Here is a 13,534-nt window from a genome sequence, read left to right on the forward strand (position 1 = left end):
CGTTCAGACCGCGGTGTAGCCGCCGTCGATGACCAAGGGTTGACCGGTGATATATGCCGAACCGGGGGAAGCTAAGAACAACAACAAGCCTGTGACATCTGCCGCCTCGGCCTGGCGCCCAAGCGGGATCTGTGCCGTCAATGCTGACAGTGCCGCTGCCGGGTCTGCCTGATGCCCCCAGAAAGCGTCGTTGAATGCGGTGTCGATCCACCCGGGACATAGCGCATTGACCGTGATGCCATCGGGGCCCAGCTCGTCGGCGAGTGAGCGCACCAACCCCAACAACCCGGCTTTGGTGGCGTGATAGGCGGGCATTCCGGCGTGCCCGCGGAAGGCGCCGGTCGACGAGGTCAGGATCACCCGGCCGTGATCTGAGGTGCGCAAATACGGTGCGGCGGCCTGCACCAAGAAGAAGGGTGCCGTCAGGTTTACCGCCAGCGACTTATTCCACTGAGCCGGGGTCCATTCCGCGAGCGGGGATGCCTGCAGGATCCCCGCGTTGTAGAAGACCACGTCTATGCCGCCGCCGAAGCTGGCTGTCGCCTCGACCGCGTCGTGCACTGCAGCTGGATCTGCGAAGTCGCATTGGAAAAACTTTGCGGCGCCGTTGCCTGCTTCGGCTACCAGGGCAGAACCGTGGGGTTCATTGAGATCGGCCAGGAGCACGCGGTCTCCGCGCTCGCGGAATGCCCGTACTGCGGCGGCGCCAATGCCGGTGGCGCCGCCAGCGACCAAAACGGTGCTCACGCTCGCGCCGTGGCCAAACCGAGTGATGTCACGGCATTCTCGGCGCAGGCTTGGTCAACCGATGATGCGGCGCCGCTGACACCGACGGCGCCGATGAGGTCGCTTCCGTGGAAGACGGGAACTCCGCCGGGGAAGACAATGCAGCGGCCTTCGAGCGAGCCGGCCATGCCCCAATCGGCGCCAGCCGGCGCGGAGGATTCCGCCCACTTGGCGGTGGGGTGGCCGAATGCAACTGCGGTGTAAGCCTTGTCGGAGGCAATGGACGTGGCGCCCAACTGGGCGCCGTCCATCCGGCAAGTGGCCACATGTTGGCCACCGCGGTCAACCACCACTACGGATAGCGCGCACCCCGCCGATGTCGCTTCCTTCTTGACGCCATCGAGCAACGCCTCCGCCACGGCTAGGGACATATCCGGCCCCACGATAAATTCCATCTCCGACACCCTTCATCGAACTGCGCTGATTCGTAGAACTGCTCTGAAGTCACATCCCAGCGGTGCGTGACGCATCGCTCGTCTCGGTCGCTGCGTTCTGGACATCCGTGCTGGTAAGTCGTATTCTTTATAAAGAATAGCTGATACGGATGGATTCGGCTACCAGCAATAATCGGGGAAACGAAATGAGAGTGAGCGCCATGACGCTGTCCGCAGATCGAGATACGCACTGCGCGCCCGTTGCCGGGGAATACGGCGCGGTCTCTGCCGGGCATCCGCTCGCGGTTGCCGCCGGTACGTCCGTGCTGGCCGAGGGTGGTAGCGCGGTCGATGCAGCCATCGCCGCCCAAGCCGTGACGTGTGTGTGCATGCCCCATTCCGCGGGACTCGGCGGCGACATGCTCGCCCTGGTCCGTGAAGCCGGTGGCGAGGTGTTCTCCGTCAACGGCACCGGCCGCAGCGGACTGGCAGCGGAAGCCATTACCTCGACAGGCGGCGCATCCGTCACGGTTCCGGGGCTGGTCGCCGGCTGGGTGCACGCCCACCGACGCTGGGGACGCCTGACTCTCGCGCGGGTTTTGAGCGATGCCATTCGGATCGCGAGGCAGGGTTTCGATATCGACAGCTCGCTTGTCCTTGCTCGCGATCAGCAACGGGAACGCCTCGTTGCAGGCGGCGCGGAAAACTGGCCGCTGCTGCGCCTTGACGCAGGGGATCTGTGGCGCCAGGAAGAACTAGCCCGATTTCTGACAGATATCGCAGACTCCAAGGGCGAGAGCTTCTATACCGGCAGCGCCGTGGCGGCCATGACGGACGCGGTGCAACGAAGCGGTGGATCTCTCACCGCGCGGGACTTCGAACTGCACACCACGCAGGCCAGCACACCCGTTACCGTCGACTTCGATGGCGGCCGGCTCTCAGTTCAGCCGCCGTCATCGCAGGGCGTGCTGCTCGCACTCGCCGCTACCGCTGCCGAACGTCTGATACCCACAGTGCCGGAAAACTCCAGGGACCACCTGCTGGTAGAGATTACCGAGGCGGTGTTTGCGCATCGGTCGGAATGCGGGGACGCGGAATCGGTGTTGGCGCAGCAGATTTCGGTTGATCCGGAACGAGCCGCACACCGCGGTGGTCCCCGCGCCTATTTGCACACGGCCGGCGTCGCGGCCGCCGACGCTTCCGGCATGGTTGTCTCGTCGTTGGTGAGTGTGTTCGATGATTTCGGCTCCTGCGTATTCGTCCCCGAATTGGGCATCTCGTTGAATAATCGGGCGGCCGGATTTACCGACGGAGCGAACGCAGCCGGCCCCGGCAAGCGTCCCGTCCACACCCTCGCTCCGGCGCTACTCCAGCGGTCCGACGGGAGCGTACTCGCGATGGCCACTCCCGGCGCCGACGGCCAAGTGCAAACGCTGCTTCAGATTTTGGTGGCGCTCGGCGATGGCGAACCCCTCGGCGCAGCCATTGCGGCGCCCCGCTGGCGCAGCGAAAACAACCAGTTGATGATCGAGCGGGACCACCTGCAGCGCGGTGATCTAGGGAGCCGGGGCCACCACCTGAAAGAGCTACAGCCGGGTAATGACCTGTTCGGCGCCGTCGTAGCCGCCGGTTTCAGCGACGGCAAGCCCTTTGCTGCGGCGGACTGGCGGCGCCAGGTTTCCGCAGCAGGAATTTGACCCTCCAGCACGCCAGTGCCTCAGCGCAGCGCCTCGCGATTACGGCCATTTACGGACAGGAACCGAGCACGATGACAGCATCAGACCTCACCCAGCAAATCCGCACCCGTATTGAGGAGCAGCGAGAGCAGCTCGTCGCGCTCTGCGCCGAGCTGGTCGCCGCGCCGAGCGTCAATCCCGTCGGTGACACCAGGCAGGCGGCGGAAGTGGTCGCGCGCGCACTGACAGTGCGTGGCCTCGACGCCCATATGGAGTTCACCGACCCGACGATGCCGTCGGTGCTTGCCGCCGTCGATTCGGGGCGCCCCGGCCCGCATTTGGTGCTCAACGTGCACCTGGACACCATGCCGCCCGGCGACGAGTCGGACTGGTCGGTCCCGGTGTGGGAGATGACCCGTCGAGACGGACGGCTTTACGGCCTCGGCATGGGCAACATGAAGGGCGCTGTTGCGGCGATGATCACCGCTGTTGCCCTGCTCAACGAATTGCGCGAGACCTGGTGCGGGCGAATCAGTTTCACCGCCGTCAGCGACGAAGTCGTGTTCGGCGACAACGGTGCCGCGTTCCTGCTTCGCGAACATCCGGATCTGTATGGCGACGCGTTGATCTGCGGTGAGGGCCCGGGCTTCAAGCGCCTCGCCGTGGGGGAGAAGGGGGTCCTGTGGCTCAACATCGAGACCTCCGGCATTGCGGGGCACTCGTCCGCAGTGCAGTTGGGCAGCTCGGCCGCGGCTCGTATCGCTGCGGCGGTCGGCCGTATTGACAGGCTTTCCGGTTATCAAGGAACGCTCCCGCCGGAGCTCGCCAGTTTGGGTATCGGGAATGACGACCCCGGGCTGACCCTCACCGCGAACGTGGGCACCATCGCTGCAGGAACCTTTATCGGGCAGATAGCTACAGCTGCCCAAGCGGGAGTTGATCTGCGACTGCCCCCGGGGTTGTCGATGGAAGAGGCCGAATCGATGGTGAACGCCGCTGTGGCAGATATCGACTCGGCGACGGTGTCCCGAATCAAAGGCTGGGACGCGAACTGGACCTCCCCGCACACCCCGCTCGTGCAGGCTTTCGCTGCGGCGTCGGTCGCCGTCACCGGGGCGGACCCGCAGTACGCGGTCCGACTGCCAGCCAGCGATGCGAGCCGGTGGCGCCGGGAAGGAATCCCCGCCCTGTGTTACGGCCCGCAACCCACGCTGTCGGCGGGGATTGACGACTATGCGGAGGAGCAAGAGGTGCTGGACTGCGCCGCCCTCTATGCGGTTGCCGCGCTGAATTATCTGGTTCAGGAGTAACAGCCGCCGACGCTAGACTCCGTACAAAATATATGTTATACAAAACACAAGAGTGGTCATGTGGACCACGCGTCGAGGAGTGAAAACACTATGGCTGGTACGCACGAGATCGCGCCCTTCCTGGGCACTCCAATGCCCGTGGAATTCGTGGCCAAGCTGGCGTCTTTCGAGGTCGTCGGGTCCAGCGTCATCATCGCCTGCGACACCGAGCGGCATATGCCCGAAATGCAGGACTACTACGGAACGCTGTGCGAAACCGTCCTATCCGCACCCACGGCGGGCACCCCGTCCACGGTGCGGCTGGATTTCTGGACCCCGTCCGTTATGCGGCTTCGATACAGCGCTGGATCCGACGTTCCCGCTACGCCAGTACCGCCCCTGATCGGAGGGGAGGGCGCCATCAGCCCGATGCTGATCGGCGCGCCGGACAAGCAGGTAGCGCTGGAAATGACCGAAACCGACGACGAAGTGACGATCACAACGTCGGCAGTCGTCCTCACCATTACCAAAGATCCGTGGCAGCTGACCCTGCGCGATAGAGCCGGCAAGATGCTGTGGTCCACCAAGCCCGTTGATATCGACGGATTGAGCCGCCCCCGGAACCAATGGAACCCGCCCGAGCAGCGCTGGATCTTCCTGCACCGGTACGCCTACCCCCTGGGTCGCGTGTGCGGCAAAGACCGGAACACCGTCTTCGCGTCCTTCGAACTGCGGCATGACGAGAAAATCGTCGGCTTCGGCGAGGCCTTCGGCCGGTTCGACAAGGTCGGCACCTCGCAGATGCTCTGGCTGCAGGAAGCGTTCGGCAACGCCAGCCCCGCCTCCTATAAGCAGGTTCCGTTCTATATCTCGAACCACGGACACGCCGCCTTCGTGCACACCTCCAACGCGGTGCGCTTCGACGTCGGAAGCCGCGAGCACACCGCGATGTCGGTGATGATCGAAGACACCGACGCTCTCGACATGTTCGTCATCGCCGGAAAGCCCGCCGAGATTCTGCCGCGCTACACGTCTTTGACGGGCGCGCCAGCAGTGCCGCCGCCGTGGTCGTTCGGGTTCTGGCTGGGCCGGATCACCTACGACTCGCAAGAGCAGGTCGAGGCCGTCGCCAAGGAACTGCGCGAGAGACGCATCCCCACCGACGTCATCCACATCGACACCGGTTGGTTCAAAAAGGACTACACCTGCGACCTCACGTTCTCGCCCACCCGGTTCCCCGACCCGGCCGGAATGATGGCCCGTCTTCGCGAACAGGGCATCCGGGTGTGTCTTTGGCAGTGGCCGAACTACAACGTCGCCAGCCCGCTCTTCGATGAGGGGCTGGAAGGCGGTTACCTCGCCAAGCGCACCAGCGGCCATGCTTTCACCTTCCCCGGCGGTTATGGGCAGGACGCCGGAATGATCGACTTCTCCAACCCCGAAGCCGTCGAGTGGTACCAGGGAAAGCTTGCTGCCCTGTTCGAATTAGGGGTTTCGTCGATCAAGGTGGACTACGGCGAAGGTGCCGTCCCGTCCGCGAGCTACGCGAATATTCCGTCGGAGTCGATGCGCAACCTCTACCCGCTGCTCTACCAAGACGCGGTCTGGCAAGCGTCAGTGCGGGCCGGCGGGGAAGATGCCGTCATTTGGGCACGTGCGGGGTGGGCCGGGTCGCAGCGGTATCCGATCCACTGGAGCGGCGACGGCATCGCCCGTTTCGAGGACCTGCCGTGCGTGCTGCGCGGGATGTTGTCGATGGGTCTGTCCGGTTTCTGTTTCTACAGCCACGACGTCGGGGGCTTCTCCGGCAATCCCAGCCCGGAGCTCTACATCAGGTGGCTGCAGTTGGGCGTCTTCTCCTCACACGTCCGCGCGCACGGATCCCCGCCGCGAGAACCGTGGGAATACGGTTCGCACGCCGAAGAGGTCACCCGCCGCTACCTGGATCTTCGCTACCGGTTGATGCCATACCTGTTCACCGCCGCGGTCGAGGGGGCGCGCCGATCGCTGCCCGTTGCGCGTCCGCTGATCCTGGATTCCCCGGAGGACCCGATCAGCTGGAACATCGATGATGTCTACCTCTTCGGCCCGGATATCTTGGTGGCTCCGATCCTGCAGGAGGGCGCTACCAGTCGTACCGCTTACCTGCCTTCGGGTGCCTGGTTGAACTTCTGGACCGGCGAATCGGTGACAGGCGGCGCGTTCGTCACCGTCGAGGCCGACTTGGAAACGCTGCCACTGTTCGTGCGCAGCGGCTCGATGATCCCGATGGGACCCGAGCAGCAATACGTCGGGGAGCACCCGTGCGACCCGCTCGAACTGCACTTCTGGGGGCCCACGACCAGCGGCGAACAGGCTGTACATATCGCCCAGGGCAAGGTCGTAAAGGTTGCGTGGCAGACCGTCGACGGCAAGTTGGAGGTCGACGCGGTCGGTGCACCCGGGCTTGTAGAGATCGTTATGCACCACGGCGGGGTAGTCCCATCCGGATACCGGAGTATCGAGCGCTAAATCCCCGAGCTTGAACGGGCTGAGTTTCGTCATCGCGTCTGGAATGTGTCAGCGCGTCTGGCGAAACCCAGCCCGTTTTTGTGTTCCGTATCGACCCGGCCTTGCCGCCACCCTGTGCGCCAACGCCGCCACCCTGTGCGCCAGCACCGCCATGGCTCCGGACCGGCCGAGTGCAGCTTTACCACGCATATTCTGTCGATTTGCGGCAAAATTGCGTGGTGAACCTTCACTCGGCGATAACGCAGCGCTCAATGGGGCAAAGAGTCAGCGCCAATGAGCGGTCACGGCGGGTTCGGGTAAATATTCTCGCTGACGGGGCTCCTCCCACGACCGCCTGCTGCACTCCGCCCTTTTTGCTCCACTAGTAGGAGGGAGCTCCACCTCGAACTGGAGCCGCCTCCACAAAATGGCGCAGGTAAGGCGCAAGAACCGCCGTGTGTGCCGCGCGGCTGCGAGGCCGCCCCGGTGCGCCGGCCCGACAGCGAGGCCGCCCCGGTGCGCCGGCCCGACAGCGAGGCCGCCCCGGTGCGCCGGCCAGACAGCGAGGCCGCCCCGGTGCGCCGGCCCGAAAGTAAGGCCGCCCCGGTGCGCCGGCCAGACAGAGAGGCCGCCCCGGGTGTTCGCGGTAACGAAAACGCGGGTACTTCGGTCTCAGGTCAATAACTTCGCAGATTTAACTTGTGGTGCCGGTCATACTGTGTATTGTATAAGATATTATTCATTCAACGATGGGGGTTTTACATGAAGTACGCAAGCGCATCAGTGCTGATCGTCAGCATGTTGGTGGCCGTCGCTGGGTGCGGCAGTAGTTCCGACACCGCCGGCACCACCGCGGCGAGCAAGAGCTCTAGCTCGGCAGCAGCAACAAGCGCAGGAGCAAGCGCAGGAGCAAGCGCTACCTCAAGCGAGGCCCCCAGCGCAGCAACGAGCGCGAGCGGTTCGGGTACAGCAGCGTCGGGCGATGCCACCTGCGAGTCGATTGCTGCGAAGTACCCTGCACTCAAAGGCACCACGGTGAAAGTGGGTACCTCGCCGGGCGCTGGGAATTATGACGCTGTCGACGAGCAGGACCCGAACAAAATTGTGGGGGTCGAGCCAGATCTTTACGACGCAGTGAGCAAATGTGTCGGATTCTCGTGGGAGCTTCAGAAGCAAGACTTCAGTGGACTGATTCCGGCTATGCAGGCTGGCCAGATCAACATGATTTCGTCCGGAATGTATGCCTCTGACGAACGTGCGCAGCAGATCAACTTCGTCCAGTACATGAAGGCGGGGGAGGCGTCGATGGTCGCCAAGGGCAACCCGAAGGGCCTGACGTCGATCGAATCCACCTGCGGAATGACTGCCGCTCAGGTGACGGGGACTGTCGAGAACGCAATTTTCGACAAGCAGAGTGCTGCCTGCGAAGCCGCAGGAAAGCCTGCAATCGTGGCTTTGTCGTTCCAGGACAACAGTCAAGCGGTGAGCGCTGTTGCTCAGGGTCGCGCTGACATCTTTCTGACCGACAGCGGGGTGGCTGCCTACCTCGCGGCGAAATTCCCGAAGCTCGAGATTGGATTCCCAATCGTGTCAGACTTCGTGTTTGGTTTCGGATTCGCCAAGGATAATGCAGATTTAACGAATGCGTTCCAAGACGCTCTCACCCTGTTCTACAAAAATGGCGATCTGGAAAAAATGATTGTCAAGTGGGGTTTCGATGCGTCGCAGATTTTCGAACCGGCAATCAAGTCTTAATTAAGCAAGTCGTAGGCTATCAAGTCTTTCTGAATTAAAAAGTGGTGGGAAGCGATGATGGACGCTTCCCGCCACAAATTCGGCTATACATCTCGCACGTGTTACACCCTCCGTAAATAATCCGCCGGGCATCAGGAGCTTGACATGACGCTTTTTTGGCACTATCTCACCTCCTCCTTTTTGTGGGAGGGATTACTATCGGCAGTCCAAGTAGCCGCGATTGCTATGGTGCTAGCGTTAGTCTTGGGATTGATCTTGGCCACTATGCGCGAATCAAAGCACTGGTGGATTCGCCTTCCAGCAACGATTTATGTCTGGATTATGCGCGGTACACCGCTGCTCCTCCAGTTAATCTACATTTACAACGTATTGCCTGAGTTTGGTATAACGTTAAACACTTTCCAGGCGGCAGTTATTGGGTTTGCTTTGAATGAAGCGGCTTTTTCAGGGGAGATTATTCGCGGCGGTATCCGGTCGGTAGCTCGTACACAAATTGTCGCGGCGCAATCTTTAGGCATGTCATCGTCGTTGACTTTGGTCAGGGTAGTGTTACCGCAGGCTCTACGAGCCATTGTTCCCGCTTTATCAAACAACGCAATCTCGCTGCTGAAATCAACCTCGCTGGCCTATGTTATCGCGTTAAGTGAAGTGATGTCCAGAGCAGTATCAGTCGCTTCGCAGAATTTTGAATACATTCCAGTACTTTCGGCCGCAGGTGTCGTTTACTTAGCTGCCACTACGATATTGACCGGAGGGCAGATGTTGCTTGAACGCAAGTTCTCCCTCGACCGCGACACTACCTCCGGCCCCATGCAGCGCATGTTTGGCAGCGGCATTCGCCAGATTCGCTCGAAAATGCGTACAGAGCGGGCCGAAGACATGGCTACGCACGAGGTGAAGAACGATGCAGGGGAGGTTCTGAGCTCGAACAGCGAAGTTCCGCTGACGAAGCCTGCAACCGGCGGCGTCGCCGAAATGGTCAAGACCAGCTCGAAACCTGAGCAAAAGACTAGCGGCGAAGTTTTTGTGACCTGCCGCAATATTTCCAAGTCCTACGGCCCTCGCCCCATCCTTCGCAGCGTCGACCTCGACGTGAAAGCCGGCGAGGTCGTCGTCATCATGGGACCCAGTGGCTCGGGCAAGAGCACCCTGCTGCGGCTGATCAACCACCTCGAGCCGATGGACGGCGGCGAAATTCTCGTCGACGGCAAGCACGTTGGATATCGCCGGGTCAAGGGCGAACTGAAGCCGGTCGGCAATCTTGCCAAGGCCCGCGCGGATGCTCGGATCGGAATGGTATTCCAGCACTTCAACCTGTTCGACCATCTTCCGGTGATCGACAACGTGACGATTGCACCGACGCGCGTTTACAAGGAGAACCCGGCCGATGTGAAGCGCCGGGCGATCGGCCTTCTCACGGATGTGGGGCTGCACCGTCATATCGACCACCTGCCGCATCGCCTTTCCGGCGGTCAGCAGCAACGTGTGGCTATTGCGCGAGCCCTGGCGATTACCCCGAATTTGATGCTCTTCGATGAGCCAACATCGGCACTCGACCCGGAGCTGGTTGGCGAAGTGTTATCCGTCATCCGCAAGCTGGCCGACGCTGGTATGACGATGATTATCGTGACCCACGAAGTGCGTTTCGCTCGCGACGTTGCCGACAAGGTCGTCTTTATGGACGAGGGTGTCGTTGTCGAGCAGGGCACCCCGCAAGAGGTTCTGGAGAACCCGCAGAACCCGCGCACCCGGCAATTCTTGAACATGGTGGCCCGCGAAGAAGCCGTGTGACCCCACGCTCAATTCAGCTGAGCGCGGCTTGTATACGATATTATTTTATTTCAACTAGGAGGTGCGAGATGACTACAGCGACGCAAAATACAGGTCGACGATCGTTGCCGCTGACTCTGCCCGCACTCCTTGGAGCGACCACGCTTCCAGGCCGGCTCTACAGTGAGCTCGAGTCAGCCATCATTCGGGGCACACTGCAACCGGGCGAGCGGCTGCACGCCGACGACCTCGCAAAGCATTTTGGTGTGAGCCGGATTCCGATTCGGGAGGCGCTCAGCTCGCTGGGTCAAGCCGGATGGGTGGAGATCAAGCCGCGGCACGGAGTGCACGTCCGCGAGAGAACCGTTGTCGAGTTGAACGAACTGTTCGATTTTCGGGCCGACGTCGAAGCACTCGTCGCTCGTTGGGCCGCGGAGCGCCGGACCGATTCTGACCTGGTCAATTTGAAGCTGGCGGTTGAGCGGACCCGAGACGCCGGGGCAACCGTGGCCGACGATGACGGCAATGGGTTTATCGGGTTCCGCGAGGCGCTACGCCAGGCGGCACATAACAGCGTGTTGGCCGCCACTTCGGCGAGCTTGGAAAAGCGGGCCCGTTTCTACTTCTCCACCGTGCAGGACCAGCTCGGAAGCGATTGGGTCCAACTGGAGCAGCAGGTCCTCGACTACGTGGTTGCGGGTGACGGCGAGAAAGCTGCCGCGCTCACCGGCGAACACATCCGCGACACCGGGGTGGCAGTTCATCAGATCCTGTTCGGAAATTCTGTCTGACGCTGGTGTTGACGCCATCGGTCAGGGTGGGTTGCTCTCTGAGGAGATGCGGACCCTGGTCACGAGGTGGCACTAATGACGCGATTTAAAATATCCCTCAGGTGCTCAAGTTCTTCGGCAGTCATCTCGAGTTGCTTCATCACGGCGGGCGGAATCTGCAGAGCTTGTTTTCGCAGCTCTGTGCCCGCATCGGTGAGACTCACCGCGAGAAGCCGCTCATCATGCTGATCGCGCGCGCGCCGCAACAGGCCGGCGGTCTCAAGGCGCTTGAGCAAGGGCGATAGCGTTCCGGGGTCCAACTGCAGGAGGCTGCTGAGGTCTTTCACCGACAGTCGATCGTGCTGCCAGAGGGCCAACATCACTAAGTACTGCGGATGCGTCAGGCCCAAAGGCTCCAAGATGGGCTTGTAGAGCGAGACAATGCCGCGAGCTGCCACGACCAATCCGAAGCACACCTGCTTATCTAGCTCAAGCAACGTTGTGGCGTGATCTAGCGAATTGGGATGGGTCATAATTCACACTGTACCAATGATTGGTGCACCAATCATTGGTGTACGGTAAAAATATGAAGAGCACGTTGATGGTGGCGGCGACGAGCGCGCTGCTTCTCCTGCTGGGCGCCGGAGTGGCGGCAGCAACCCCCGTGGCGGGCACCCCAGAATCGGGGTTTTCCACCCAAACGGTGATATTTGTCGTCCTAGGGTTCTTAGGTCTGATCATTGTGTCCGCGCTGGGTCCCCTGTCGCGAATGCACGAGCATCGCGAAGAGCGGCGCTTGGAAGCCGCCGAAGCGGAGCTGGCGGCCAAAAGTACCGTGGCCTCGGGGGTCGCAGAGACGGGTTCGCTGTCAGCAGGGGACGCGCCAGTAGGAGCTGCTCAGACTTCAGAAACCGCCGGTGGCGCAGACCATTAACGGCCAGTGGGGATTCGCCCCAACATCTTCTGGGTGGTGTTCTCTCATTCATGCCATTTCGGACAAACCGAAGTGCTAATTTTCGATTGATGAGCGCTGGATTCGCCAGCGAACTCGGCAGCCGGGAGTAGCCATGCGTGACGTTAAACCTCAATTCTCCCTCACGCCTGGCCGCCGACGCCCGCTGGCGCTTGCTATAGCTGCGGCGGTCGCCGGAGCGTTACTGCTGCAAGGAGTGAATGCCGCTGCTTCCACAGTGGTGTCTTCACCAGGGGTTCCGCTTCCGGCTGCAGCTTCGCGCGGCACACTGACGGACTTTTCCGCAAAAATGTTGCTAGTGCCGACGAGCGAAACGACGCCGACCAGCACGAATCCCTTGACGGATGAGACGACGCCGACCAGCACGAATCCCTTGACGGATGAGACGACGCCGACCAGCACGAATCCCTTGACGGACGACACGACGCCGACCAGCACGAATAGCACGCCCAGCACATCCAGCACGAGTGCTTCGACGACCGAGACGACGCCGCCCAGCACATCCAGCACGAGTGCTTCGACGACCGAGACGACGCCGCCCAGCACATCCAGCACGACACCAAGCCCGACAAGTTCAACGTCCTCGGCGAGCACCGCAACTCCCACCAGCGCGTCCTCCTCGACGACCGCTGTCCTGCCCGATGCTGCGGACCTAGTCGATTCCGCCACCGGTGGCGTCCGGATCGACCCTGTTCTCGCTTATCCCGGCCAAGCGGTCACAGTCGCGTTAGGCGTCGAAAATGCAGGAGTCGCTGTCACTGTCTGGGTGTTTTCCACCCCTACGTCTCTGGGTGGTCGGACTGTTTCCGGCGACGGCACCATCGGCATTGACGTTCCAGCAGACCTTCCGCTCGGTCCCCACAAAATCGCCGTCTACCGCTCGGGTGGTGCGCTGATGGGATGGGCTCCGCTGACTGTTACTGCGCGTCCTGAGCTTCCGCAGTCAACTCTCGGGCCTCGCCCGGCAGCTGCAGCCGCACCCATCGCGCCTGCCGCAAAAGGTGCGACTCCGGCCCGAGCTGCGACTGCGACGTTGCCCAATACCGGAGTCAACGTCAACGCGATTCTGGGTTTTGCCATCATTTTGCTCCTCGTGGGTTCGGCGGCGCTGGTGTGGGCGGGTCGCCGCCCCGCTCGCGCGGCGGGTTCCGGTGCGCATTCCCACTAACGCACCCCGGTGCACGCGGGGAGGAATGGTTTCAGGAACGACGGCGCAGCGTCGCCTGCCACGGACGGTGTGCCGCTGAGTGGCTCACGCATCTTTGACGCTTGTGCCTCTAGCCTTAATGAGCGGTTACGCGCTCGGCGTGCCGCGCAGGCCTGAAAGGTTCCCGCCATGAAAAAGCTGATGACGGCTGTCGTCATCACTGCAGCGATGTTGGTAGCGGGATGTTCGGGAAGTTCTGGCGCGCTCGTCAGCACCAGTAGTGTTTCGACTTTGACTGCTGAGGGATCAACAGCCAGTACCGCAGAATCCAGCGCTGCAGAACCGAGCGCTGCAGAACCGAGCGCTGCAGAATCCAGCACCGCAGAACCGAGCGCCGCAGAACCGAGCGCCGCAGAACCGAGCGCCGCAGAATCCAGCGCCGCAGAATCCAGCACCGCAGAATCCAGCGCCGCAGAACCCAGCGCTGCAGAACCGAGCACTGCA

The 13,534-nt window shown here is 61.9% G+C and carries 14 protein-coding genes; 8 read left to right on the forward strand and 6 right to left on the reverse strand.

All coding sequences use genetic code 11. From position 1 onward, the window contains the following. Positions 1-3: 3 nt before the first annotated feature. Together EH165_RS00695 and EH165_RS00700 are read right to left on the reverse strand one after the other, a co-directional pair. Positions 4-747 (reverse strand): SDR family NAD(P)-dependent oxidoreductase, encoded by a 744-nt coding sequence (locus EH165_RS00695; RefSeq protein WP_124797589.1) that lies wholly within the window; start codon positions 745-747, stop codon positions 4-6. Next, on the reverse strand, positions 744-1,181 hold the full coding sequence (locus EH165_RS00700) for a GlcG/HbpS family heme-binding protein (RefSeq protein WP_124797590.1): 438 nt from the start codon (positions 1,179-1,181) through the stop codon (positions 744-746). The genes EH165_RS00695 and EH165_RS00700 overlap by 4 nt, the downstream gene beginning before the upstream one ends. A 185-nt stretch (positions 1,182-1,366) precedes the next feature. Between EH165_RS00700 and EH165_RS00705 the strand changes: the two genes are divergently transcribed. From EH165_RS00705 to EH165_RS00715, 3 genes are all read left to right on the forward strand, one after another. Next, positions 1,367-2,857, forward strand: a complete 1,491-nt coding sequence (locus tag EH165_RS00705) for a gamma-glutamyltransferase (protein WP_124797591.1) — start codon at positions 1,367-1,369, stop codon at positions 2,855-2,857. 71 nt (positions 2,858-2,928) lie between these two features. Further along, complete coding sequence (locus EH165_RS00710; protein ID WP_124797592.1) at positions 2,929-4,146, forward strand: M20 family metallopeptidase; 1,218 nt, start codon at positions 2,929-2,931, stop codon at positions 4,144-4,146. 90 nt (positions 4,147-4,236) lie between these two features. Then, positions 4,237-6,636, forward strand: coding sequence for a glycoside hydrolase family 31 protein (locus EH165_RS00715; RefSeq protein ID WP_124797593.1), 2,400 nt, complete (start codon positions 4,237-4,239; stop codon positions 6,634-6,636). A gap of 737 nt (positions 6,637-7,373) precedes the next feature. On the opposite strand, the gene EH165_RS15235 is transcribed toward EH165_RS00715, so the two are convergent. Further along, positions 7,374-7,646, reverse strand: a complete 273-nt coding sequence (locus EH165_RS15235) for a hypothetical protein (protein ID WP_164479041.1) — start codon at positions 7,644-7,646, stop codon at positions 7,374-7,376. A 4-nt stretch (positions 7,647-7,650) separates the two neighbouring features. On the opposite strand from EH165_RS15235, the gene EH165_RS00720 reads away from it, so the two are divergent. The 3 genes from EH165_RS00720 (at position 7,651) to EH165_RS00730 (ending at position 10,931) form a co-directional block, all read left to right on the forward strand. Beyond that, complete coding sequence (locus EH165_RS00720) at positions 7,651-8,370, forward strand: ABC transporter substrate-binding protein (RefSeq protein ID WP_164479042.1); 720 nt, start codon at positions 7,651-7,653, stop codon at positions 8,368-8,370. A gap of 144 nt (positions 8,371-8,514) precedes the next feature. Continuing rightward, a complete protein-coding gene (locus EH165_RS16710) occupies positions 8,515-10,161 on the forward strand; it encodes an amino acid ABC transporter permease/ATP-binding protein (protein WP_124797595.1) in 1,647 nt (548 codons plus the stop codon). Between the two features lie 68 nt (positions 10,162-10,229). Beyond that, a complete protein-coding gene (locus tag EH165_RS00730) occupies positions 10,230-10,931 on the forward strand; it encodes a GntR family transcriptional regulator (protein WP_124797596.1) in 702 nt (233 codons plus the stop codon). 59 nt (positions 10,932-10,990) lie between these two features. Here EH165_RS00730 and EH165_RS00735 read toward each other — a convergent pair whose 3' ends face one another. Further along, positions 10,991-11,443: a MarR family winged helix-turn-helix transcriptional regulator gene (locus EH165_RS00735; RefSeq protein WP_124797597.1), complete on the reverse strand. Its 453-nt coding sequence runs from the start codon at positions 11,441-11,443 to the stop codon at positions 10,991-10,993. Positions 11,444-11,496: 53 nt separating this feature from the next. Between EH165_RS00735 and EH165_RS00740 the strand changes: the two genes are divergently transcribed. Further along, positions 11,497-11,844 carry a hypothetical protein gene (locus EH165_RS00740; protein WP_124797598.1) on the forward strand — a complete coding sequence of 116 codons (348 nt, stop codon included), beginning with the start codon at positions 11,497-11,499 and terminating at the stop codon, positions 11,842-11,844. A gap of 150 nt (positions 11,845-11,994) precedes the next feature. Here EH165_RS00740 and EH165_RS00745 read toward each other — a convergent pair whose 3' ends face one another. Further along, complete coding sequence (locus tag EH165_RS00745; RefSeq protein ID WP_124797599.1) at positions 11,995-12,552, reverse strand: hypothetical protein; 558 nt, start codon at positions 12,550-12,552, stop codon at positions 11,995-11,997. Positions 12,553-12,649: 97 nt separating this feature from the next. On the opposite strand from EH165_RS00745, the gene EH165_RS00750 reads away from it, so the two are divergent. Then, positions 12,650-13,051, forward strand: coding sequence for an LPXTG cell wall anchor domain-containing protein (locus tag EH165_RS00750; RefSeq protein ID WP_124797600.1), 402 nt, complete (start codon positions 12,650-12,652; stop codon positions 13,049-13,051). On the opposite strand, the gene EH165_RS15960 is transcribed toward EH165_RS00750, so the two are convergent. Further along, positions 13,048-13,530 carry a hypothetical protein gene (locus tag EH165_RS15960; protein ID WP_239020632.1) on the reverse strand — a complete coding sequence of 161 codons (483 nt, stop codon included), beginning with the start codon at positions 13,528-13,530 and terminating at the stop codon, positions 13,048-13,050. The genes EH165_RS00750 and EH165_RS15960 overlap by 4 nt on opposite strands. Positions 13,531-13,534: the final 4 nt, after the last annotated feature.

Source organism: Nakamurella antarctica, from assembly GCF_003860405.1.
GTDB classification, from domain to species: domain Bacteria; phylum Actinomycetota; class Actinomycetes; order Mycobacteriales; family Nakamurellaceae; genus Nakamurella; species Nakamurella antarctica.